Source organism: Pseudomonas sp. FG13 (assembly GCF_057809755.1).
Map to the genome: position 1 here is coordinate 204,921 of NZ_JBMDKO010000006.1, position 22,648 is coordinate 227,568.

At 61.4% G+C, this 22,648-nt stretch carries 18 protein-coding genes; 10 read left to right on the top strand and 8 right to left on the bottom strand.

From position 1 onward, the window contains the following. Positions 1-87: 87 nt before the first annotated feature. From ACODTO_RS08465 to secB, 3 genes are read left to right on the top strand one after another with little or no spacing between them, the layout of a single operon-like run. Positions 88-501 (top strand): rhodanese-like domain-containing protein, encoded by a 414-nt coding sequence (locus tag ACODTO_RS08465; protein ID WP_041024715.1) that lies wholly within the window; start codon positions 88-90, stop codon positions 499-501. A gap of 1 nt (position 502) precedes the next feature. Further along, the gene (gene grxC / locus ACODTO_RS08470; RefSeq protein WP_053148644.1) at positions 503-757 is read left to right on the top strand and encodes a glutaredoxin 3; all 255 of its coding nucleotides are present in this window, start codon (positions 503-505) and stop codon (positions 755-757) included. Between the two features lie 35 nt (positions 758-792). Then, on the top strand, positions 793-1,275 hold the full coding sequence (gene secB, locus ACODTO_RS08475) for a protein-export chaperone SecB (RefSeq protein WP_489106278.1): 483 nt from the start codon (positions 793-795) through the stop codon (positions 1,273-1,275). Positions 1,276-1,474: 199 nt separating this feature from the next. On the opposite strand, the gene trmL is transcribed toward secB, so the two are convergent. Then, positions 1,475-1,930, bottom strand: coding sequence for a tRNA (uridine(34)/cytosine(34)/5-carboxymethylaminomethyluridine(34)-2'-O)-methyltransferase TrmL (trmL, locus tag ACODTO_RS08480; RefSeq protein ID WP_024778065.1), 456 nt, complete (start codon positions 1,928-1,930; stop codon positions 1,475-1,477). On the opposite strand from trmL, the gene ACODTO_RS08485 reads away from it, so the two are divergent. Next, positions 1,929-2,369 carry a hypothetical protein gene (locus tag ACODTO_RS08485; protein WP_489106279.1) on the top strand — a complete coding sequence of 147 codons (441 nt, stop codon included), beginning with the start codon at positions 1,929-1,931 and terminating at the stop codon, positions 2,367-2,369. The two genes, trmL and ACODTO_RS08485, sit on opposite strands and share 2 nt — an antisense overlap. A 505-nt stretch (positions 2,370-2,874) precedes the next feature. On the opposite strand, the gene ntrC is transcribed toward ACODTO_RS08485, so the two are convergent. The 6 genes from ntrC to glnA form a co-directional block, all read right to left on the bottom strand. Continuing rightward, positions 2,875-4,311 (bottom strand): nitrogen regulation protein NR(I), encoded by a 1,437-nt coding sequence (gene ntrC / locus ACODTO_RS08490; protein WP_139646403.1) that lies wholly within the window; start codon positions 4,309-4,311, stop codon positions 2,875-2,877. Beyond that, on the bottom strand, positions 4,308-5,393 hold the full coding sequence (gene glnL, locus ACODTO_RS08495; protein ID WP_047699809.1) for a nitrogen regulation protein NR(II): 1,086 nt from the start codon (positions 5,391-5,393) through the stop codon (positions 4,308-4,310). Before glnL ends, ntrC begins: the two co-directional genes overlap by 4 nt. A 252-nt stretch (positions 5,394-5,645) precedes the next feature. Beyond that, entirely contained in the window at positions 5,646-6,266 is a 621-nt protein-coding gene (locus tag ACODTO_RS08500) for a DUF4124 domain-containing protein (RefSeq protein ID WP_139646405.1), read from the bottom strand. Further along, entirely contained in the window at positions 6,263-6,778 is a 516-nt protein-coding gene (locus tag ACODTO_RS08505; RefSeq protein WP_139646407.1) for a DUF4124 domain-containing protein, read from the bottom strand. The genes ACODTO_RS08500 and ACODTO_RS08505 overlap by 4 nt, the downstream gene beginning before the upstream one ends. Before the next feature lie 197 nt (positions 6,779-6,975). Then, positions 6,976-7,530 carry a chorismate mutase gene (locus ACODTO_RS08510; protein ID WP_139646409.1) on the bottom strand — a complete coding sequence of 185 codons (555 nt, stop codon included), beginning with the start codon at positions 7,528-7,530 and terminating at the stop codon, positions 6,976-6,978. Between the two features lie 118 nt (positions 7,531-7,648). Further along, entirely contained in the window at positions 7,649-9,055 is a 1,407-nt protein-coding gene (glnA, locus tag ACODTO_RS08515) for a glutamate--ammonia ligase (RefSeq protein WP_041024722.1), read from the bottom strand. A gap of 330 nt (positions 9,056-9,385) precedes the next feature. Here glnA and thiI point away from each other — a divergent pair, with 330 nt between their 5' ends. Continuing rightward, positions 9,386-10,840 (top strand): tRNA uracil 4-sulfurtransferase ThiI, encoded by a 1,455-nt coding sequence (gene thiI / locus ACODTO_RS08520; RefSeq protein WP_489106280.1) that lies wholly within the window; start codon positions 9,386-9,388, stop codon positions 10,838-10,840. 138 nt (positions 10,841-10,978) lie between these two features. After that, on the top strand, positions 10,979-12,799 hold the full coding sequence (gene typA / locus ACODTO_RS08525) for a translational GTPase TypA (protein WP_139646412.1): 1,821 nt from the start codon (positions 10,979-10,981) through the stop codon (positions 12,797-12,799). A 169-nt stretch (positions 12,800-12,968) separates the two neighbouring features. On the opposite strand, the gene ACODTO_RS08530 is transcribed toward typA, so the two are convergent. After that, complete coding sequence (locus tag ACODTO_RS08530; RefSeq protein WP_024778075.1) at positions 12,969-13,406, bottom strand: YkgJ family cysteine cluster protein; 438 nt, start codon at positions 13,404-13,406, stop codon at positions 12,969-12,971. A gap of 254 nt (positions 13,407-13,660) precedes the next feature. On the opposite strand from ACODTO_RS08530, the gene ACODTO_RS08535 reads away from it, so the two are divergent. The 4 genes from ACODTO_RS08535 to ACODTO_RS08550 all read left to right on the top strand — a co-directional run bounded on the left by ACODTO_RS08535 (position 13,661) and on the right by ACODTO_RS08550 (position 22,645). Beyond that, the gene (locus ACODTO_RS08535; protein WP_139646414.1) at positions 13,661-16,111 is read left to right on the top strand and encodes a glycogen/starch/alpha-glucan phosphorylase; all 2,451 of its coding nucleotides are present in this window, start codon (positions 13,661-13,663) and stop codon (positions 16,109-16,111) included. Positions 16,112-16,430: 319 nt separating this feature from the next. Next, positions 16,431-20,054 carry a DUF2339 domain-containing protein gene (locus tag ACODTO_RS08540; RefSeq protein ID WP_489106281.1) on the top strand — a complete coding sequence of 1,208 codons (3,624 nt, stop codon included), beginning with the start codon at positions 16,431-16,433 and terminating at the stop codon, positions 20,052-20,054. Then, positions 20,051-21,421, top strand: coding sequence for a DUF3999 domain-containing protein (locus ACODTO_RS08545; protein WP_489106282.1), 1,371 nt, complete (start codon positions 20,051-20,053; stop codon positions 21,419-21,421). The genes ACODTO_RS08540 and ACODTO_RS08545 overlap by 4 nt, the downstream gene beginning before the upstream one ends. A 213-nt stretch (positions 21,422-21,634) precedes the next feature. After that, positions 21,635-22,645, top strand: coding sequence for a class 1 fructose-bisphosphatase (locus ACODTO_RS08550; RefSeq protein WP_139646420.1), 1,011 nt, complete (start codon positions 21,635-21,637; stop codon positions 22,643-22,645). Positions 22,646-22,648: the final 3 nt, after the last annotated feature.

The window sequence follows — 22,648 nt, forward strand, 5'->3', positions numbered from 1 at the left end:
CCGGTGCCGTCACCGCCGGGCGGGGTTTGGCCGACCCTGAGTGCTGTGTATACTGGCCGACATTTTAACGCCCTGGAACCTCCTTCGATGGTTGCTCACCTGATTGAATTTGCCACTAACCACTACATTCTTGTCGGTATCTTCGTCGTACTGCTGGCATTGCTGGTCGCCCATACGATGCAGGGCGGCGGCCGCAGCCTGAGCACCGCCGAACTGACCGCGCTGGTCAACAAGGATGCCGGCGTGGTGGTGGACATTCGCCCGGGCAAGGAATTCGCCGCCGGTCACATTGTCGGCGCGCTGAACATTCCCCAGGACAAACTGGCCGCACGTATCGGCGAGCTGGAAAAGCACAAGGCCAAGACCATCATCCTGGTCGATGCCATGGGCCAGACGGCCGGTACCCACGCCCGCGAACTGATGAAATCCGGTTTCACCGCCGCCAAGCTGTCCGGTGGCGTGGCAACCTGGAAAGCCGACAACCTGCCCCTGGTGAAGTGAGATGACCCACGTCGTTGTCTATTCCAGCGATTACTGCCCCTATTGCTCCAGAGCCAAGTTCCTGCTCCAGAACAAGGGCGTGGCTTTCGAAGAGATCAAGGTCGACGGCAAGCCGCAGCTGCGCGCCGAGATGACCCAGAAGGCCGGGCGTACGTCCGTGCCGCAGATCTGGATCGGCAGCACCCACGTGGGCGGTTGCGACGACCTGTTTGCCCTGGAGCGCGCCGGCAAGCTCGACGCGATGCTCAAGGCCTGAATCCCCTAAAGAACCTGAAGTGAGAAGGATCTGCGATGACTGACCAACAGAACACAGCTGCCAGCGAAGAAGAAGCCGCACCGCAATTCTCCTTGCAGCGCATTTATGTGCGTGACCTGTCCTTCGAAGCCCCGAAAAGCCCGGCGATCTTTCGCCAGCAGTGGGAGCCGAGCGTAGGCCTGGACCTGAACACCCATCAGAAAGCCCTGGAAGAAGACTTCCACGAAGTGGTGCTGACCCTGTCGGTCACCGTGAAGAACGGTGAGGAAGTCGCATTCATCGCTGAAGTCCAGCAGGCCGGTATCTTCCTGATCAAGAACCTGGATGCCGCTTCGATGAGCCACACCCTGGGCGCGTTCTGCCCGAACATCCTGTTCCCGTATGCCCGTGAAGCGCTGGACAGCCTGGTGACCCGTGGTTCGTTCCCGGCCCTGATGCTGGCCCCGGTGAACTTCGACGCCCTGTACGCCCAAGAACTGCAGCGCATGCAGGAAGAAGGCAGCGCGACGGTTCAATAAACGTCCGACAGCCGGCTACAAAACCTGTGGGAGCGAGCCCTGTGGGAGCAGAGCCTGTAGGAGCCGAGCTTGCTCGCGATGGAGTCGACACGGTTCAACTTTAAACCGCGTCATCGTTCATCGCGAGCAAGCTCGGCTCCCACAAGTTTGGCTCTCACAGGGCTCGCTCCCACAGGTGTTTCTGACTGACAGGAAGGGTTCAGGCGAAACCGTTCTGCCGCCACGCCTCGTAAACAGCCACCGCCACTGTGTTGGACAGGTTCAGGCTGCGGCAGCCTTCGCGCATCGGCAGGCGCAAGCGCTGCTCTGCTGGTAGGGCGTCCAGTACGTCGGCCGGCAGGCCCCGGCTTTCAGGCCCGAACAGGAACGCATCGCCAGCGACGAAACTGGCGTCATGAAAGGGCCGCGAACCTTTGGTGGTGAAGGCGAACAGGCGCGGATGCCCGAGGCTTTCCAGACAACTGGCGAGGTCTGCATGACGCTGCAAGGTGGCATACTCGTGGTAGTCGAGTCCGGCGCGGCGCAAACGCTTGTCGTCCATTTCGAAGCCCAGCGGTTCGATCAAATGCAGGTGGCAGCCGCTGTTGGCGCAGAGCCTGATGACATTGCCGGTGTTCGGCGGAATTTCCGGTTGAAAAAGGATGACGTGAAACATGCACGGCTCCGATAACAAAGATGACGCGCATTCTACGCTGCAAACCGATGAGCGTTCGAAGCTATTCCCGCGGGTCATGGGCTCCCTGGCAATCTTTGGGTTGATGATTGGCTTGATGATCGGTCGCCTGACCAATCCCGAACCGAGTGTGTTGGAGCGGATCGAGGTGGGCGATGGGGTGCTGGTGGCCTGGTTCAATGACGAACCCAAGCTGCACGGGGAAATCGTCGATGGCTCCGTGGCGCTGTTGTTCGAAGCCGAAGGCCCGGCGCAGAAGGGACAATTGAAGCTCAACGGCAAGGACGTGAACTGGCGGGTGCGCTTGAGTGACAAGGGGTTGCTGCTGACGTTGGTGGCGGCGCGTCCATTGCGGGCTGAGTGGACCGGCGGCGAGGTGGACGACCGCTGGCGGCTGGAGGTCCGTCTCCAGGAGCAATAAAAGAGGGGAATCCCCGGCCTGCCTGTACCAAGGTCCCCAAAACGGGAGGGCGATCGAGAGGATCCAGCCCTGGGTGTAAAGAAGGGAAACCTTGACCTGCCTGTATCAAGGCCCCCAAAACGGTGGGCTCGGATGAGCCCGGATAAAATGGGGAATCCCCGGCCTGCCTGTACCAAGGTCCCCGAAACTGGGTAGTGATTGGGTTATTGCAGGGGGCGTGCCAGTTTTAAATGGCTTGTCACAAAAAACTTTTTGATGTTGCGCAAAGCCCCGTATTCCGGGGCTTTGGCTTTTTTATGAGGCGGTTTTCATGAAGTAGCGCGGTTGCCTTGGGCTCGAATGAAACGCGCATTTGCGGTTCGTGGTGCATTGGTGTGGTGCACGGGACTTTCAAAAGCATCGCGAGCAGGCTCGCTCCCACATGAATGCGCGGACACCGATGTCCGAGGTGGGAGCGAGCCTGCTCGCGATTGGCCTTCAGATTCAGCGAAAAGCCAACGGCTGCTCAGCCCTCATCGCTTTCATCGTCATCCCCGCCATCGACCTTCATCCCCAATTCCTTGATCTTGCGGGTCAAGGTATTGCGCCCCCAGCCCAGCAACACGGCGGCGTCGCGGCGGCGGCCGGCGGTATGCTTGAGGGCGGTTTCGATCATGATGCGTTCGAAACTCGGTACGGCGCTGTCCAGCAGACTCGACTGGCCACGGGCCAGGGCCTGGTCGGCCCACTGGCGCAGGGCCTGTTCCCAGTTGGTCACCGGGGCCGAATCCTGTGGCAGGCTCAACAGTTCCGGCGGCAGGTCACCGATGTGCACCTCACGTCCCGAGGCCATGACCGTGATCCAGCGGCAGGTGTTCTCCAACTGGCGCACGTTGCCGGGCCACGGCAGGTTCTTCAGGTATTCCTCGGTCTCGCTCTTGAGCAGCTTGGGCTCCACCGCCAGCTCCTGGGCGGCGCGGCTGAGGAAATGCCTGGCCAGGGTCGGGATGTCTTCGCGACGATCCGCCAGGCGCGGGATATGAATGCGGATCACGTTCAGGCGATGGAACAGGTCTTCACGGAATTTGCCGGCGTGAACCAGGGTTTCCAGGTTCTGGTGGGTCGCGGCGATGATGCGGACATCGACCTTGACCGGCGTATGACCGCCCACCCGATAGAACTCGCCGTCCGCCAACACGCGCAACAGACGGGTCTGGGTGTCGGCCGGCATGTCGCCGATCTCGTCGAGGAACAAGGTGCCGCCGTCGGCCTGTTCGAAGCGCCCGCGTCGCAGGTTGGCCGCGCCGGTGAATGCGCCTTTCTCGTGGCCGAACAGTTCGGATTCCATCAGGTCCTTGGGAATCGCGGCCATGTTCAGGGCGATGAACGGCGACGCTGCCCGTGGGCTGTGGCGGTGCAGGGCATGGGCTACCAGTTCTTTACCGGTACCGGATTCGCCATTGATCAGCACGGTAATGTTGGAGTGGCTCAGGCGTCCGATAGCGCGAAACACTTCCTGCATCGCCGGCGCTTCGCCGATGATTTCCGGGGTGCGGGTCAGGGCCGGCACTTCTTCCAGGCCCTGTTGTTCCTGGGCGTGCTGGTTGGCGCGCTTGACCAGGGACACCGCTTCATCGACATCGAACGGCTTGGGCAGGTATTCGAAGGCTCCGCCCTGGTAGGACGCTACGGCGCTGTCCAGGTCGGAGTGGGCGGTCATGATGATCACCGGCAGCCGGGGGTGCTCCTCGCGAATCCGCGCCAGCAGGTCCAGGCCGCTGGCCCCGGGCATGCGGATGTCGGAGATGATGACGTCCGGTTGCTGACGGGCCAGGCGGCTCATCACGCCATCGGCGCTGTCGAAGCTCTGGGTGGTCATGCCTTCCTGTTGCAAGGCTTTTTCCAGGACCCAGCGGATAGAACGGTCGTCATCGACGATCCACACGGTTTCACTACGGCTCATGTCGATGTGGCTCCTTGTTCCAGTGGCAGGAAGATCGAAAAGGTGGTGTGGCCGGGATGGCTCTCACACTCGATCAGGCCCTGATGCTGACTGATGATGTTCTGGGTAATGGCCAGGCCCAGTCCGGTACCGTCCGGACGGCCACTGACCATGGGAAAGAAGATGGTTTCCTGCAGCTCCGTGGGGATGCCCGGGCCGTTGTCGATGATTTCGATCTTGGTCACCAGGCGATGGCGCACATGGCCGATGGTGAACTGGCGCAAGGCGCGGGTGCGCAGGCTGATGCGGCCCAGGCGCAGCTCATTCTGGCTGCTGATGGCCTGCATCGCGTTGCGCACGATGTTCAATACGGCCTGGATCATCTGTTCACGATCGATCAAGACATCGGGAATGCTCGGGTCATAGTCGCGCACCAAGGTGATGCAGCCCTGGCTCTCGGCTTCCACGAGGCTGCCAACGCGCTCCAGTACTTCGTGGACATTGCACAAGGCCAGGGACGGCAGCTTGTTGGAGCCGAGCATGCGGTCCACGAGATTTCGCAGGCGGTCGGCTTCCTCGATGATGACGTTGGTGTAGTCCTTGAGGCTTTCTTCAGGCAGCTCCCGGGCCAGCAATTGCGCAGCGCCACGGATGCCACCGAGGGGGTTCTTGATCTCGTGGGCCAGGCCCCGCACCAGCATCTTGCTGGTTTCCTGCTTGGACAACTGCGCCTCTTCCTTGGTGATGCGCAGCAAGCGATCACGAGGGTGGACTTCCAGCAGCAACAGGGTGGCGCCGTTACTCAGGATCGGGGTCACCGCGTAGTCGACCGTCAGCGTCTGGCCGGTCAGGGCGGTGAGCATCGCCTCGCGCTTGGTGAACGGGTGAGCCTGCTCCACGGCCTGGCGCAAGGAGTTGAGTGCCTCGGCGGATTCGGTGAACAACTCGCTGATGAACTGTCCATGGCTGCGCTGGCCGCTGACGGCCAGGAGCATCTCCGCCGCCGGGTTCATGTACTCGAGGCGCAGTTCGGCATCGAGCAGAATGGTCGCGGTGGTGAGGTTGTCGAGTAACAAGCGGTGTAGTGCGTCGCTAATGGTCATCGGGACCTCTTTTGATGCGTGGCAATTCGGGGCCGGTCCTAAATTGCGCGCGCAATGAATGCGCTGATAGAAGGAAAATGCAAAAACCAAACCAAGGCTCCGAAAAGAAGCGTTTAGAGCCTGAAAAGAGGTTTTTTCGCCCGATTGCGTGGCGTTCTGCCAGTTTTTCCGGGTACTTTCGAACCAAAATGGGCTGGCAGCTGAGTAGCGGCGCAACGTTATGCACCAATATAGTGCATCGTCATGGCGGCGTTAGAAGAATGGCAGGATGCTGCTTTCTTCTTCGGGTTTGTCGGCGAGGGGGCATTCGGGGCGCTGGCCATAGTCGGCGGTTGCGCAGGGTTTGATACGGCGCTTCTGCGCCAGCGACGTGCGTTGCATGTGGAAGGGCTGGTTGGCGGTGCGCTCGACGATGCGGTCTTGCTCATCGAGGATTTCCACCGCCAGGTGATGGGTGCCTCGATCGATGTTGCTCAAGGCAAACACCGGGCTTGGTCCTGGTTCGCCGGTGGGCTGACCGTCCAGCAGCAGACGGTAGCGATGGCCCTTTTTCAGCCTCGGCTCACTGGTAGCGGTGACGATCAATTCCCCCGCTGTGCTGCGTATCGTGGCATCCGGTTCCGGGATCAGCAGCCGCAGCATCTCGTAATGAAACAGGGGCGTGGGCTGCTCTGCGGAGGCCGGTGCCGAGGTGGTGGTAGCGGGCGCCGTGGTCATCCGGTTGCCCGGTGGCAGTTGGACTTTCTTCGCATTGCCGGGGCGCGGTTGATCGGTGAAGACACGATTGCCCTGGGCGTCGACGTAGGTATAGACCTGCGCTACCCCCGGCAAGGCGACCAGCGACAGGCACAGCACAAGCACCCAACGGATCATGGCTGGTGCACCCGCTGCACGGTAAAGGTGACGGTATCGCTCTGTTGCACAAGGTGATCCCCATCGATGACCTGGACCGCCAGACGATGCTCGCCCCGGTCGATGTTCACCAGTTGCAGGCGCGGCACGTTGGAGGGCTGGCCGTAGGGCTGGTCGTCCAGCAGCAGCCGGAACTGATGAGGGCTTTGCAGGCGCGGTTGCGTCCGGACGCCAACGGTGAAAGTGCCGTTGTTGGCGCGCAGGGCTTGCTCGGTGGGGATGTCCGTCAGTTCGAGCAGGTCGTAGGCCTTGCGCGGCGCTTCACTGTTGGCAGGCGTTGTCGGCATGTCCGGGCTGCTTGAGGATTGATGTTCGATGCTGTTGAGCGGCGGCAACTCCACCGTCTGGGCCGGTACGCCTTGGGGCGGCTGGTTGCTGTAGGCGGTGTTGCCATCGGCGTCGGTGTATTTGTAGATCTGGGCTGCCGCGGGCAATGCCAGTAGCAACAAAACGCCAGGAAAGACACGACCCATAAAAATCGACCGGAAACTGAAAGTGTTGGATGCAGCATAGGACAAGGCGGCGGTTGGCCCAACCCAAAGAGTTCAACCACTGAAGTCCCCTTGTGGGAGTGAGCCTGCTCGCGATGGCGATGTGTCAGGCAGCAGCAATGTTGCTGATCGATCGCCATCGCGAGCAGGCTCGCTCCCACAGGGGAGTGTGTGTTGCCTCAGCTTTTGGCCAGGCACAGCTCTGCGGTCGCCCGGATCAGGGCAAGACGGTGCACTGGGTGCTGTTTGTCGTTGTGGGTGGCCCGGGCCAGCCATTGCGGGCACTGCGGATCGGTACGGTAGGGGGCGAAATCGGCCAGTTGTTGCAGCAGGCGTTTTTGCAGCCGATCGAGTTGCGGGCGGATTTGCCCCACCAGGTCCGGACGCGGGAGGTCCGGGGCCTTGCCGGCCAGGGCCCAGTCGGACAGGTCGATGTACTGCACCAGTTTGTTGGCTTCTATCTGGGCGCTGAAAAACGCTTCCACGGTTTCACCGGACAGCTTGTAGACCGGTGCCTGGGCGACGGCGGCGGCAATGACTTCTCGCTCACGCTGACGGTCTTCTACCGGTTTATGGCTGTCCCATTTGCTCAGCGCCACTTGATCGGCAAGGGCGATGCGTTCGCCAATGGCGTTAAGCAATGGGGTAAGGGCGTCCGGAGCAGGTGTGGCTTCGGCGGTGGTCGTCAGTAGCGCGGCAGCGAGGGCAAGGCCAAGTGTGAGGCGCAAGTTCATGGGCAGTCTCTTCTTGTCTGGGAGGCGGCGGTCATCATGCACGTAATCTGCACCCATAAAAAAGGCCTCCCGAAGGAGGCCTCTCTTGTTTCACGCCGCGTGTGCGAGCGCTACCGGATCAGCAGCTGTAGTACAGCTCGTATTCCAGTGGGTGTACGAAGGTGCGAACCTTGATTTCTTCTTCGCTTTTCAGTGCGATGTAAGCGTCGATGAAGTCATCGCTGAATACGCCGCCCTTGGTCAGGAACGCACGGCCCTTGTCCAGCTCTTCCAGGGCTTCTTTCAGGCTGCCGCAAACCTGTGGGATTTCCTTGGCCTCTTCAGGCGGCAGGTCATACAGGTTTTTGTCGGCGGCATCGCCAGGGTGGATCTTGTTCTGGATACCGTCCAGACCGGCCATCATCAGTGCGGCGAAGGCCAGGTACGGGTTGGCAGCCGGATCCGGGAAGCGGGCTTCGATACGGCGAGCTTTAGGGCTGTTCACGTAAGGAATACGGATCGAGGCGGAACGGTTGCGAGCCGAGTAGGCCAGCATCACCGGTGCTTCGAAGCCGGGTACCAGACGCTTGTAGGAGTTGGTCGACGGGTTGGTGAAACCGTTCAGGGCCTTACCGTGCTTGATGATACCGCCGATGAAGTACAGGGCGGTGTCCGACAGACCGGCATAGCCTTCGCCTGCGAAAGTGTTCTTGCCGTCCTTGGAGATCGACATGTGAACGTGCATGCCCGAACCGTTGTCGCCGTACAGTGGCTTCGGCATGAAGGTCGCGGTGCGGCCATAGGCATCGGCAACGTTGTGCACGACATACTTCAGGGTCTGGACTTCGTCAGCCTTGGCGACCAGCGTGTTGAACTTCACGCCGATTTCGTTCTGGCCGGCAGTCGCCACTTCGTGGTGGTGAACTTCGACGGTCTGGCCCATTTCTTCCAGTGCGTTGCACATGGAGGTACGGATTTCGTGGTCGAAGTCGAACGGTGGTACTGGGAAGTAGCCGCCTTTCACGCCCGGACGGTGGCCCTTGTTACCGCCTTCGATGTCCTGGTCGGACATCCACGAACCTTGTTCGGAGAAGATCTTGAACATGGAGCCGGAGATGTCGGACTTGAACTTGACCGAGTCGAAGATGAAGAACTCAGGCTCAGGACCGAAGAAAGCGGTGTCGCCGATACCGGTGGACTTCAGGTATTCCTCGGCACGGTGGGCAATGGCGCGTGGATCGCGGTCATAGCCTTGCATGGTCGAAGGTTCGATGATGTCGCAGACCAGGATCAGGGTCGGCTCTTCGGTGAACGGATCCAGGACAGCCGTTTCGTCGTCTGGCATCAGGATCATGTCGGACGCTTCGATGCCTTTCCAGCCGGAAATGGAGGAGCCGTCGAACATCTTGCCGATTTCGAAGAAATCGTCATCCAGGGCATCACGGGCCGGCATGGTTACGTGATGTTGAGTGCCTTTGGTGTCAGTGAAGCGCAGATCAATCCACTTGACGTCATGATCTTTGATGAGTTGAACCGACTTCGACATATGTCCTCCGGGTGGCTTCGGGCGGGGTAATGGTTTGCCCGTAGATATGAGTGATGCCGGCGCGAATACTCTGCCAAGGCAACCTGCCTCACAAGGGAGCAAATTGCATGCCAGTGCCCCAGCTTGGGTTTTTTGCACCAAATCCACGCCTTTAGAGGGCTTGAACCAGGGATTGTCAGACAATTACGCACTGTAATGTAGCGCAAAGGATAGTCGGCGACCCGTTTTGGTGCGCTCAAAACCATCTACACATTAATTGGTCAAACCTTGAGCAATTTCCGCTATAATCCGCGCCCCCCTTTTTCGGCTGGCCGTTCGCGCGCTGTTTTCATGAAACTAATCGTAAAAGTCTTCCCCGAAATCACCATCAAGAGCCGCCCGGTCCGGACCCGTTTCATCCGGCAGTTGGCCAAGAACATCCGTGCCGTGCTCCGTGATCTGGATCCGGTCGTGGTGGTGAATGGCGTGTGGGACAATCTCGAACTGGAAACCCGCGTCAGCGAACCCAGGATCCTGAAGGAAATGACCGAGCGGCTGACCTGCATGCCAGGCATCGCGCATTTCCTGCAGGTGGATGAATATCCGCTGGGGGATTTCGACGACATCGTTGCCAAATGCAAGCTGCATTATGGCAATGCGTTGGCGGGCAAGATTTTCTCGGTACGTTGCAAGCGCGCGGGCAAGCATCCGTTCAGCTCGATGGACGTGGACCGCTACGTCGGCAGCCAACTGCGCCAGCAGTGTGGCGCCGCCGGTATTTCGTTGAAAAACCCGCAGGTTGAAGTCCGTATCGAAATACGCGACCAACGGTTGTTCGTCATCCACAGCCAGCACAACGGCATCGGCGGGTATCCGCTGGGTGCCCTGGAGCAGACGCTGGTGCTGATGTCTGGCGGCTTCGACTCCACGGTCGCGGCCTACCAGATCATGCGGCGCGGCCTGATGAGCCATTTCTGCTTCTTCAACCTCGGCGGGCGTGCCCATGAGCTGGGCGTGATGGAAGTGGCGCACTTCATCTGGAAGAAGTACGGCAGTTCCCAGCGCGTGTTATTTGTGAGTGTGCCGTTCGAAGAAGTTCTGGGAGAAATCCTCGGCAAAGTCGACGACAGTCATATGGGCGTCATTTTGAAGCGTATGATGTTGCGTGCCGCGTCCAGCATCGCTGATCGCCTGCACATCGACGCGCTGGTTACCGGGGAGGCGATATCCCAGGTATCGAGCCAGACGCTGCCGAACCTGTCGGTGATCGACTGCGTCACCGAAAAGCTCGTGCTGCGCCCGCTGATCGCCAGTCACAAGCAGGACATCATCGACACGGCCAACGCGATTGGCACCGCCGAATTTGCCCGGCACATGCCGGAGTACTGCGGGGTCATCTCGGTCAACCCGAAGACGGCCGCCAAGCGCGGGCGCGTGGAGCACGAAGAGAAAGAATTCGACATGGCGGTGCTCGAGCGTGCGCTCGAAAACGCCAGGCTGGTGCCGATCGATCGGGTGATCGACGAATTGGGCCAGGACATCAAGATTGAAGAAGTCGGCGAAGCGCTGGCCGGTCAGATCATCATCGACATCCGTCATCCGGACGACGCTGAAGACGACCCGTTGAGCGTCGCCGATATCGAGGTACAAACGATGCCGTTCTATGCAGTGAACGCGCGTTTCAAGGAACTGGACCCTACTCGCCAGTACCTGCTGTATTGCGACAAAGGCGTGATGAGTCGCCTGCATGCCCACCATTTGCTCAGTGAGGGGCATGCCAATGTGCGCGTTTATCGACCGAGCTAAGTGCCCGGGGCTGTTTGCCTGTGGCCTGCGTCACCGGCCCCCCGACGCCGCCGACAAGCTGTAGCGGCTTTGTCGGACTCAACGTAAATCGCTGCCACGACCTGTCAGCACACCGAATCCTCTGATCGAGATACACAAGTGATCGAAAATCTACGCAACATCGCCATCATTGCCCACGTTGACCATGGTAAGACCACCCTGGTAGACAAACTCTTGCGTCAATCCGGCACCCTGGAACGCAACGAGCTCAACGACGAGCGCGTGATGGACTCCAACGACCAGGAAAAAGAGCGTGGTATTACCATCCTGGCGAAAAACACCGCCATCAACTGGAACGGCTACCACATCAACATCGTGGACACCCCGGGCCACGCCGACTTCGGTGGTGAAGTAGAGCGCGTGATGTCGATGGTCGACTCCGTGCTGCTGCTGGTCGACGCCCAGGACGGCCCTATGCCGCAAACCCGTTTCGTGACCAAGAAAGCGTTCGAAGCCGGCCTCAAGCCGATCGTCGTGATCAACAAGGTCGACCGTCCGGGCGCGCGTCCTGACTGGGTTCTGGACCAGATCTTCGACCTGTTCGACAACCTGGGTGCCACCGACGAACAACTGGACTTCCAGGTCGTCTACGCCTCGGCCCTGAACGGCATTGCCGGTCTGGACCACACCGACATGGCTGAAGACATGACCCCGCTGTACCAGTCGATCGTCGACAACGTACCTGCGCCGGCCGTTGACCGTGATGGTCCGTTCCAGATGCAGATCTCGGCCCTGGACTACAACAGCTTCCTGGGTGTGATCGGTGTTGGCCGTATCGCCCGTGGTCGCGTCAAGCCGAACACCCCGGTCGTCGCCATCGACGTCGACGGCAAGAAGCGCAACGGCCGTATCCTGAAGCTGATGGGTCACCACGGTCTGCACCGTGTGGACGTCGAAGAAGCGGCTGCCGGCGACATCGTCTGCATCAGCGGCTTCGAAGAGCTGTTCATCTCCGACACCCTGTGCGACCCGACCGTTGTCGAGGCGATGAAGCCGCTGACCGTCGACGAGCCGACCGTTTCCATGACCTTCCAGGTCAACGACTCGCCATTCTGCGGTAAGGAAGGCAAGTTCGTGACGTCCCGTAACATCAAGGAGCGTTTGGACAAAGAGCTGCTGTACAACGTTGCACTGCGCGTTGAAGAAGGCGACTCTGCCGACAAGTTCAAGGTTTCCGGCCGTGGTGAGCTGCACCTCTCGGTACTGATCGAAACCATGCGTCGCGAAGGCTTCGAAATGGCCGTAGGCCGTCCTGAAGTGATCATCCGCGTCGTCGACGGCAACAAGCAGGAACCGTTCGAGAACGTCACCATCGACATCCCTGAGGAATCCCAGGGCAAGGTCATGGAAGAAATGGGCCTGCGTAAAGGCGACCTGACCAACATGTCCCCGGATGGCAAAGGGCGTGTACGCCTGGAGTACAACATCCCGGCTCGTGGCCTGATCGGTTTCCGTAACCAGTTCCTGACCCTGACCAACGGTGCTGGCATCCTGACCTCGATCTTCGATCGCTACGACACCATGAAGTCCGGCCACATGTCCGGCCGTCAGAACGGCGTCCTGGTATCGGTAGAAACCGGCAAGGCGCTGACCTACTCCCTGGAAACCCTCCAGGCGCGTGGCAAGCTGTTCGTCGAGCACGGCCAGGAAATCTACAACGGCCAGATCGTAGGTCTGAACAGCCGTGACAACGACCTGGGCGTCAACCCTACCAAGGGCAAGAAGCTCGACAACATGCGTGCTTCGGGTAAAGACGAAACCATCGCCCTGGTTCCACCTGTTCGCTTCACCCTGGAACAGGCACTGGAATTCATCCAGGATGACGAGCTGTGTGAAGTGACGCCTAAGTCGATTCGCCTGCGCAAGAAGATCCTGGACGAAGGCGAGCGTACCCGCGCTGCCAAGAAAGCCAAGGCTTGATCGTTTAGCTTCGGCTGAATGAAAAACGCCCCCGGTCGTGAGACTGGGGGCGTTTTTTTATGCCTGGAGTTTTATGCTGGCTATTCGGGCCTCATCGCGAGCAGGCTCGCTCCCACAGGTTCAGCGCCGTCCATGTGGGAGCGAACCTGCTCGCGATAGCGTCAGCCGATCAAAACCGATCCAGCGTCCGCGGATTGCGCTCGCGCTCCACTTCCTTGGGCTTGTACGCGCAATACCCCGGCCGTGGGCCGACCCGCGGATGATTGCGGCAGGTGTCCGGGCGTTTCTCGTAAATGGTGCACAGGCGGCTCTTGCGGTCCAGATAAAGGCAATCGTTGTTGCTCATGCGCTGGAGCGTGAAGATCTCCGACTTCTGGTTGTAACGCTCGACGATCCCTTCCTTTTGCAGGCGCTTGGCAATGTTTTTCGGTGGGTCGCCCAGTTCGAATTCGTCGACGATGCCGATCCGGATCAGGTCCTTGATCTTGACCTCGACCGGCAGCGTGCAGCAGCTCGACACGCAGGAACCGCACATCGGGGCGGAATACTTGGCCCAGGTATCGAGTCGGTCGATCTCCGCGGCGGCGATCAGGTTGGGCTTCATCATCTAGGTGTACCAGCATGCATCAGGGCGCGCGATCATACCGGTACTGGTGAAATTTTGAACGACCATCCGCCGGTTTTTTTTCGTTCTGGCAAAACCCCGCGTTCGGCGGCACGGCCCCTGCATTCATTCGTCCATCGGCAATTCCCTGGCGGCAATTCTCCGGCACTTGGAGAAAAACCACCGAACCAAGAGCCTTTGCCGTCTGTCAGACCGTCTAGGCTCAGACAATTCCATGCTCGTTCGAGGTCTTATTCATGACTCAAGAACCACTTGTTCGCGAAGCCGAAGTAGCCGCATTTCGCGACGCTGTGTTGACCAAACTCACTTATGCCGTCGGCAAGGACCCGGATCATGCGTTTGATCACGATTGGTTCGAAGCCATTGCCCTTGCCGCCCGCGACCACATGGTCGAGCACTGGATGGACCACACGCGGCAGATCTATCGCAAGGGCCAGAAGCGGGTCTATTACCTTTCCCTGGAATTTCTCATCGGACGCCTGCTCTACGACAGCCTGAGCAACCTCGGCCTGCTGGATACTGCCCGCGAGGCCCTCACCGAGTTGGGCGTGGACCTGGAGCGCATTCGTACACTGGAGCCCGATGCGGCGCTGGGCAACGGTGGCCTCGGCCGGTTGGCGGCGTGCTTCATGGAGAGCATGTCGACCCTCGGCATCGCCGGCCATGGCTATGGCATTCGTTACGAGCACGGCCTGTTTCGCCAGGCGATCGTCGATGGCTGGCAACAGGAGCAGACCGAGCACTGGCTGGATTTCGGCAACCCCTGGGAGTTCGAACGGCCGGAAGTGGTTTACCCGATCGGCTTCGGCGGTAGCGTCGAGACCGTCACCGACGAGACCGGCAAGACCCGGCAGGTCTGGTCTCCGGGTGAAACCGTACGGGCCATTGCCTATGACACCCCGGTGGTGGGCTGGCGGGGGGCGAGCGTGAACACCCTGCGCCTGTGGCGCGCCCGGGCCGTGGAAGACCTGCACCTGGAGCGCTTCAATGCCGGCGACCACCTCGGTGCCGTGGCTGAGGTTGCCCGGGCCGAAAGTATTTCCCGTGTGCTCTATCCGGCCGATAGTACCGAGGCCGGCCAGGAGCTGCGCCTGCGCCAAGAGTATTTCTTCGTGGCCGCCTCGTTGCAGGACCTGCTGCGCCGTCATCGCAACATGCACACCTCGGTACTGACCCTGGGCGATCACGCGGCGATCCAGCTCAACGACACCCACCCGTCCATCGCCGTGGCCGAGCTGATGCGCCAGTTGGTGGACGTCTACGACGTGGCTTGGGACGCGGCCTGGCAGATCACCCAGGACACGCTGTCGTACACCAACCACACGTTGCTGCCCGAAGCCCTGGAAACCTGGCCGGTGGGGTTGATGGAGCGCATGCTGCCCCGGCATATGCAGATCATCTACCTGATCAACGCCCAGCACATCGATTCGCTGCGGGCCAAGGGGGTGCATGATTTCGACGTGCTGCGCTCGGTGTCGCTGATCGAAGAAGACAACGGCCGCCGGGTGCGCATGGGCAACCTGGCGTTTCTCGGTTCCCACAGCGTCAACGGAGTGTCCGGGTTGCACACGCAACTGATGCGCAGCACGGTGTTCTCCGAGCTGCACAAGCTCTACCCGGAACGGATCAACAACAAGACCAACGGCGTCACCTTCCGCCGCTGGCTATTCCAGGCCAACGCCGAACTGACCTCGATGATGGTCGATGCCCTGGGCCCGAGCGTGCTCGACAACCCTGAAGAGCGCCTGATCGAGCTGGAGCCGTTCGCCGACAAGCAGGCCTTCCGCAAGCAGTTCGCCGAACAGCGCCTGCACAGCAAGAAAGCCCTGGCCTACCTGATCCACGAGCGTTTGGGCATTGCCGTGAACCCGGCGGCGATGTTCGACGTGCAGGTCAAGCGGATCCACGAGTACAAGCGCCAATTGCTTAACCTGATGCACACCGTGGCGCTGTACCAGGCGATTCGCGCCGAGCCGGAAGTGGACTGGGTGCCGCGAGTGAAAATCTTCGCCGGCAAGGCGGCCGCCAGCTACCACCAGGCCAAGCTGATCATCAAGTTGACCAACGACATCGCCCGGGTGGTGAACAACGACCCGACCGTGCGTGGCCTGCTCAAAGTGGTGTTCCTGCCCAACTACAACGTCAGCCTGGCCGAAAGCATCATCCCGGCGGCGGATCTGTCGGAACAGATCTCCACGGCCGGTTTCGAGGCGTCGGGCACCAGTAACATGAAGTTCGGCCTCAATGGCGCGCTGACCATCGGCACCATGGATGGCGCCAACGTGGAAATGCATGAGCGGGTAGGGGGTGAGCACATGTTCATCTTCGGCCTGACGTCCGAGCAGGTGGAGGCGCGCAAGCGCAACGGTGAATTCAGCGCCGCGCCGGACATTGCCGCGTCCCATCGCCTCAGCGATGTGTTGCAGGCGATTCGCGGCGGAGTCTTCTCGCCGGACGATCCGATGCGCTACACCGGCCTGGTGGATTCGCTGGTGGACTATGACCGCTTCCTGGTCTGCGCCGATTTCGATGCCTACTGGGCCGCCCAGGCCAGGGTCGAGGAGCGCTGGCACGATTCCAAGCAGTGGTGGCGTTCGGCGGTGCTCAATACCGCGCGCATGGGCTGGTTCTCCTCCGACCGGACCATCCGCGAGTACGCCACCGACATCTGGAAAGCCCTCGACTAGCATTTGCTGTAAGAAATGTGAGCGAAGCCCAACGGCAAGTGGGCTTCGTCGATATACTGAGCGCCAGTTTCGCCGGGCGGTGTGGCCGGATTCAGGACTGGACGCCCTCATGACCCATGTGGGAGCGAGCCCTGTGGGACCGAGCTTGCTCGCGATGGAGTCGACACGGTTCAACTGCAAACCGCGTCATCGTTCATCGCGAGCAAGCTCGGCTCCCACAGGGTTCGTTCCCACAGGTTGCGTGTGGTTTCCACTAGACTGAGCCAGACACCGCATCACCCCGGTCATGCCCGCAATGGGCCGCTCAGGGATATCAACCATGCAATGGATTTTGACGCTGTTGGGCCTGGCAATCGGCTGGGTGGTGGATGAGTCGTTCGCCGATGCGTTGATAGGCGCATTGACGGGGCTCGGCATCGCCCTGGTCTTGCGGCTGCGCCGCCTCGGGGTCGAGGCTGGCAAACAACAAAGTCTGCTGGAAGCGACCCAGCAAAACCTGCTGACGTTGGAGGCGCGTCTCGCCGTGCTTGAGCGCGGCACGGTGTCTGCGCCGAGCACACCCGCACCCGCACCCGAGATCGTCGTGGCCTCGGCTCCGCAGCCTGAAGCCCGGAGCGAGGCAGAGCCGGAGCCGGAGCTGGTCTGGGAACTACCGCCCGACCTGGCGCCGGTCCCCGCGATGGTCACGCAAGCCAGTCAACCGCTGCCCGACGATATCTGGACCCCCACGCCTGTCACCTCACGGCGCGAGGCCCGCGCAGCGGAGCCCCTGGAACCGATTGTCACGCCGCCTGTTCCTCGTGACCCCGGGTTCATCGAGCGTGCCGTGGCCGGTGCGCGCAACTGGCTGTTCGGTGGCAATACCGTATTGCGAGTCGGCGTGCTGCTGTTATTCCTCGGCCTGGCGTTTCTATTGCGTTATGCCACTGAAGGCATGGTGGTGCCGATCGAACTGCGCTATGCCGGTGTCGCGGCCAGTGCGTTGGGCCTGCTGTGTCTGGGCTGGTGGCTGCGTCAGCGCAACAGCAGTTATGCGCTGATGCTCCAGGGTACCGGCATCGCTGTGTTGTACCTCACGGTGTTCGCGGCCATGCGCCTGCATCCACTGCTCGATTCCAAGGCCGCGTTGGGGCTGCTGGTGGCGGTCACGGTGTTCTCGGCGATCCTGGCAGTGACCCAGAACGCCCTGGGGCTGGCCGCTGCCGCCGCGCTGGGCGGCTTTGCCGCGCCGATCCTGACCTCCACCGGCAGCGGTAACCATGTCGCGCTGTTCAGCTACTTCATCCTGCTCAATGCCGGCATCCTCGCGATTGCCTGGTTCAAGGCCTGGCGACTGCTCAACCTGATCGGTTTTGTCGGGACCTTCGGCATCGGTATCGCCTGGGGTCTGCGTTCGTATACGCCGGCACTGTTCTTCAGCACCGAGCCGTTCCTGATCATTTTCTTCCTTATGTACCTGGCGATTGGCTTGCTGTTCACCCGGCGCAAACTGCTGGAGATGAGCGACGGTCCCGAGGATGACAGCCGTGAAGCGCTGCTGCGCTGGTCGGCGCGCAAAGGCGATTATGTAGACGGCACGATGCTGTTCGGTCCGCCGTTGGTGGGCTTTGGCTTACAGCTCACGCTGGTGATGTTCCTGGATCTGGCCGCAGCGTTCAGCGCCTTGGTCCTGGGCATGATCTACATGGGCCTGGCCCGGGTGTTGATGAAGGGACGCGCCCTGTTGCTGGCCGAAACCTGCCTGGCACTCGGGGTGATTTTTACCAGCCTGGCGATTCCCCTGGGCCTCGATGCCCGTTGGACCACGGCAGCGTGGGCGGTGGAAGGCGCGGGGATTTTCTGGTTGGGCCTGCGTCAGCAGCGACCACTGGCGCGTGCGTTTGCCTTGTTGCTGCAGGTGGGCGCGGTGCGGGCTTTCTTCGGTGAGTTGCAAATCGGTCAAAGCAGCCTGCTCCAGGGCGCTCCATTGGGGGCGCTGATGCTTGGCGGGGCCTTGCTGTTCAGCTTCTATCAATTGCGCAAGGCGTCGCCCGACCACACCGCGAGCTGGGAGCGCCAAGTGCTGCCGGTGCTGGCCACGTTGGGCCTGGGCTCGCTCTATCTGCTGGCGCCTCTGTTCTTTTTCACCCACGGTACCGCTATCGCCTGGGCGCTGGCCGGTCTGGCGACGCTGTTTGTCGGCCTGCGCCTGCAAGCGCGTAGCTTCCTGTTCATGGCGTTTGGCGTACAGCTGCTGGGGGGCGCACTGTTCCTGATGCGTTTGCGCGGCGCCGAAGGGGATTCGGCAGCAGTGTTCGCCGCCGGCTGGAGCGGCTTGCTCAGCGCCTCGTTGATCGGCCTGGCCTTGATTGGCGGCATGTTGCTGGCCGCCCGCGACGAAATGGTGCGCAACGACGTTCGGTTGCTGCGTGGCTTGTCGGTGGTGTTGCTGGCGGGGCTGGCCTTGATCAACCTTGCTGTGCTGTTCGTCCTGCCCTGGCAAACGGCGAGCGGCGTGTGGGCCGCCAGTGGCCTGTTGATCATCTGGTTGAGCCTGTACCTGAAACAACGCGTGAGCTTCGTGTTCGGCCTGCTCCTGCAAGTGTTGGGCGGCGCGGCGTTCCTGGTGGCGGGGCCGGCCTTGCTCGGACCGCTCGACAGCGAGGGGCTGCGGCCCCTGGCCCACAGTGGCTTCTGGACGCCGATGGTGCTGGGACTGGCGGCGCTGGTGGGGGCTTGGCGACTGCAACGGGGCCATCCGGCCGCGGTGTTCGATGTCTTGAGTTTGCAACGGTTGTCCGAGCTGCTGCTGATCTGGGGCGCCGGTTGGTGGGCGCTGACGTGGGTCAGCGAAGTGCTGCGCTTTGCTCCGGTCCATCTGCAAGGCAGCTTGCTGCTGATTGTCGCGGCGCTCAGTGTTGCGGTATGGGCGATTCTGGCGCTGCGCTTGCAGTGGCCGGCGCTGGGGTTGCTGTGCACCTTGCTGATTCCTGCGGCGGGCTGTGTGCTGGTTGCGAGCTGGCACAGCCGCTATCACCCGGCGGCGGATTTCGGCTGGTTGGCCTGGCTCGTCCTGTTCGGTGTGCATTTCCTCTCGCTCAAGCGCCTGGCCTCGATGCTCCCGGACTCGGTTCGCAGCACCGCCCATGTGCTCGGTTGCTGGTTGCTGATCGGCGTGTTGGCGCTGGAGCTGCGTTATGGCCTGTTGCTGTTGTCCGAGCAATACAACGCCTGGCGTTGGCTGGGTTGGGCGATCCTGCCGAGCCTGTACCTGGTGCTGATGGCCGCGCCGCGAGCCTGGCCATGGCCGATATCGGCTCAGTCGCGGGAGTATCGCGTCTACGCGGCGGCGCCTCTGGCCCTGTTGATGCTGGGGTGGTTCTGGCTGGCCAACACCTTCAGCGATGGCATCGCCGAGCCGTTGCCGTATGTGCCGCTGCTCAACCCATTGGAGCTGGGCCTGTTGTTTGCCCTGTTCGGTGTCTACGTATGGGCTCGTAGCGCGCTGGCGCAATTGGCGATCCGTTGGGCCCATGCCGAACACGTCGCCCAGTTGCTCGCCGGGGTCTCGCTGTTCGCGTTCTTCACCGCCCTGGTGATGCGCAGCGCCCACCATTGGCTGGGTGTGCCGTTCGAACTGGATGCATTGCTCGAATCCATGTTCGTGCAGGCGGGGTTGTCCCTGGTCTGGACCCTGATCGCCCTGGGCCTGATGATCGGCGGGCACCTGCGGCATCGCCGCGAGGTATGGCTGATCGGTGCGGGGTTGATTGCCGTGGTGGTGGCCAAGCTGTTCTTTGTCGAATTGAGTAACCGTGGTGGTCTGGCGCGGATCGTGTCGTTTATCGGCGTGGGTGTATTGCTGTTGGTGGTGGGCTATTTCGCACCGCTGCCGCCCAAGCGGCCGGAAACGGTTCCAGAGGCCGAGCCGCCGATGCCTGTCAGTGAGGGAGTGTCATCTTGAGTCGCAAGTTGAGTCGGATCGGCCTGGGTGCGGTCGGGTTGTGGGTGGCATTGTCGGCTACGGCCCAGGAAAAACCGGCGGACTTCGCCCACCAGGTGCCGTTGACCTTGAGTGGCGAAGGGCCGTGGTATCGCCTGCCGTTGCCGCTGGAGGTCCAACTGCAGGCGCGGCAGACCGACCTGAGCGACTTGCGGGTCTTCAACGCGGCCGGACAGGCCCAGGCGTATGCGCTGGTTCGCGAGACCGCGCAAAGCCGGGAAAATCGCACCCTCACCGATGTGAAATGGTTCCCGTTGTACAACGCGGCCGATGACAACGAGCGCGCGCCCAGTGTGCGGGTGCAGTCGAACGCCAACGGCACGCTGGTGGAAGTCCAGCCGGCCAGTCGGCTCGAGGCCGGTGAGGAGGAGCTGCGCGGTTGGTTGCTGGATGCCAGCGCGATCAAGGCGCCCTTGCAGCAGCTGATCCTCGACTGGACCAGCGAGCGCGACGGTTTCCAGCGGTTCACCATCGAAGCCAGCGACGACCTGCAGAACTGGCAAGCGTGGGGCGAAGGCCAGGTGGCGCGCCTGACCTTCGCCGATGAGCGGGTCGAGCAGCATGAAGTGAACCTGCCAGGACAGTCGGCGCGTTATCTGCGGCTGTTGTGGGATTTGCCGTCTTCCGCGCCGGTGCTGACTTCAGCACAGTTGCAGAGCGCCAGCCGCGAAAGCCTGCCGTTGCCACTGGCCTGGTCGCAGCCGTTGGCCGGCAGCAGCACGAAGGCGGGTGAATACACCTGGCAGTTGCCCATGGGCCTGAATATCGAAGAGGTGCAGGTCGAGCTGAGCCAGGCCAACAGCCTGGCACCGGTGACCCTGGACGGGCGTCGTGAGAGCAGTCATCCGTGGCAGCCGATGGGCAGTGGCTTGCTGTACCGGCTGACCCAGAATGGCCAGGACGTGGTGCAGAACCAATTGCAGTTGTCCGGCCAGACCGTCCAGCAATTGAAGCTGACGGTGGACGAGCGCGGCGGCGGCCTCGGGACCGAAGCGCCGGCCCTGCGCTTTGCCGTGCGCCCGACCCAGGTGGTGTTTCTCGCCCGTGGCGAAGGGCCCTATAGCCTGGCGCTGGGCAGCGCGACGGTGAAGGCGGCCAGCCTGCCCCTGACGACACTGGTGCCCGATTACCGTCCTTCGCGCCTGGCGACCCTGGGGGCGGCGACGGTGAATGGGCCCACGACCTCTGCACCGGCGGCCGAAACGGCGCCGGCCGTCGTCGGGACCAACTGGAAAAAAATCGGCCTGTGGGCGGTGCTGGTGCTCAGCGTGCTGTTCCTCGGCTCGATGGCTTTCAGCCTGCTGCGCAAGCCGCCGGTCAAATCCTGAAAGCGGGTGCTTCGCACCCATCGCAAGCAGGCTCGCTCCCACACTTGATCGGATTCTGTCAGGGGAAACACAATCCAATGTGGGAGCGAGCCTGCTCGCGATGACGCCACTCTGTGAACTCAATCCTCCATTCCCCGTCTCATAGGAGGAATTAAGTCCCGACACGCGCTAAACTGCGCTGGTTTTTCCGCCCCCTATTCTTCGGAGCCGTCCATGTCTCGCGTTACCTTGAGTCGCTATTTGATTGAGCAGACCCGCAGCAACAATACCCCTGCCGATCTGCGCTTTTTGATCGAAGTGGTGGCGCGTGCCTGCAAGGAAATCAGCCACGCCGTATCCAAAGGCGCGCTGGGTGGTGTCCTGGGCAGCATGGGCACCGAAAACGTGCAAGGCGAAGTGCAGAAGAAACTCGACGTGATTTCCAACGAGATCCTGCTCGAAGCCAACGAATGGGGCGGTCACCTGGCCGGCATGGCGTCCGAGGAAATGGACAATGCCTACCAGATCCCGGGCAAATACCCCAAGGGTGCCTACCTGCTGGTATTCGACCCACTGGACGGTTCGTCGAACATCGACATCAACGCCCCGGTCGGTACCATTTTCTCGGTATTGCGTTGCCCGAACGAATACCTGAGCCAGAACGAAGCCTTGAACGAAAAGGCCTTCCTGCAGCCAGGCACCCAGCAAGTGGCTGCCGGCTATGCCATCTACGGTCCTCAGACCATGCTGGTGCTGACCCTGGGCGACGGTGTGAAGGGTTTCACCCTGGATCGTGAAATGGGCAGCTTCGTACTGACCCACGAGAACATCACCATTCCTGAAAGCACCCAGGAATTCGCCATCAACATGTCCAACCAGCGCCACTGGGAAGCCCCGGTACAGCGCTACGTCGGCGAGTTGCTGGCCGGTGAAGAAGGCCCGTTGAAAAAGAACTACAACATGCGCTGGGTGGCCGCGATGGTTGCCGACGTACACCGCATCCTGAACCGTGGTGGCCTGTTCATGTACCCACGTGACAGTCGCGAGCCAACCAAGCCGGGCAAACTGCGCCTGATGTACGAAGCCAACCCGATGTCGTTCCTGGTGGAACAGGCCGGCGGCGCTTCCACCGATGGTCACCAGCGCATCCTCGATATCCAGCCTGAAGGCCTGCACCAGCGCGTGGCGGTGTTCCTCGGTTCGAAGGAAGAAGTGGCCCGCGCCACGGCCTACCACAAGGAATAAATC

Coding starts and splice junctions, on each gene's coding strand:
- ACODTO_RS08465 (WP_041024715.1), top strand. CDS start 88: ATGGTTGCTCACCTGATTGAATTTGCCACTAACCACTACATTCTTGTC.
- grxC (WP_053148644.1), top strand. CDS start 503: ATGACCCACGTCGTTGTCTATTCCAGCGATTACTGCCCCTATTGCTCC.
- secB (WP_489106278.1), top strand. CDS start 793: ATGACTGACCAACAGAACACAGCTGCCAGCGAAGAAGAAGCCGCACCG.
- ACODTO_RS08485 (WP_489106279.1), top strand. CDS start 1,929: ATGCACGGCTCCGATAACAAAGATGACGCGCATTCTACGCTGCAAACC.
- trmL (WP_024778065.1), bottom strand. CDS start 1,930: ATGTTTCACGTCATCCTTTTTCAACCGGAAATTCCGCCGAACACCGGC.
- ntrC (WP_139646403.1), bottom strand. CDS start 4,311: ATGAGCCGTAGTGAAACCGTGTGGATCGTCGATGACGACCGTTCTATC.
- glnL (WP_047699809.1), bottom strand. CDS start 5,393: ATGACCATTAGCGACGCACTACACCGCTTGTTACTCGACAACCTCACC.
- ACODTO_RS08500 (WP_139646405.1), bottom strand. CDS start 6,266: ATGATCCGTTGGGTGCTTGTGCTGTGCCTGTCGCTGGTCGCCTTGCCG.
- ACODTO_RS08505 (WP_139646407.1), bottom strand. CDS start 6,778: ATGGGTCGTGTCTTTCCTGGCGTTTTGTTGCTACTGGCATTGCCCGCG.
- ACODTO_RS08510 (WP_139646409.1), bottom strand. CDS start 7,530: ATGAACTTGCGCCTCACACTTGGCCTTGCCCTCGCTGCCGCGCTACTG.
- glnA (WP_041024722.1), bottom strand. CDS start 9,055: ATGTCGAAGTCGGTTCAACTCATCAAAGATCATGACGTCAAGTGGATT.
- thiI (WP_489106280.1), top strand. CDS start 9,386: ATGAAACTAATCGTAAAAGTCTTCCCCGAAATCACCATCAAGAGCCGC.
- ACODTO_RS08530 (WP_024778075.1), bottom strand. CDS start 13,406: ATGATGAAGCCCAACCTGATCGCCGCCGCGGAGATCGACCGACTCGAT.
- ACODTO_RS08535 (WP_139646414.1), top strand. CDS start 13,661: ATGACTCAAGAACCACTTGTTCGCGAAGCCGAAGTAGCCGCATTTCGC.
- ACODTO_RS08540 (WP_489106281.1), top strand. CDS start 16,431: ATGCAATGGATTTTGACGCTGTTGGGCCTGGCAATCGGCTGGGTGGTG.
- ACODTO_RS08550 (WP_139646420.1), top strand. CDS start 21,635: ATGTCTCGCGTTACCTTGAGTCGCTATTTGATTGAGCAGACCCGCAGC.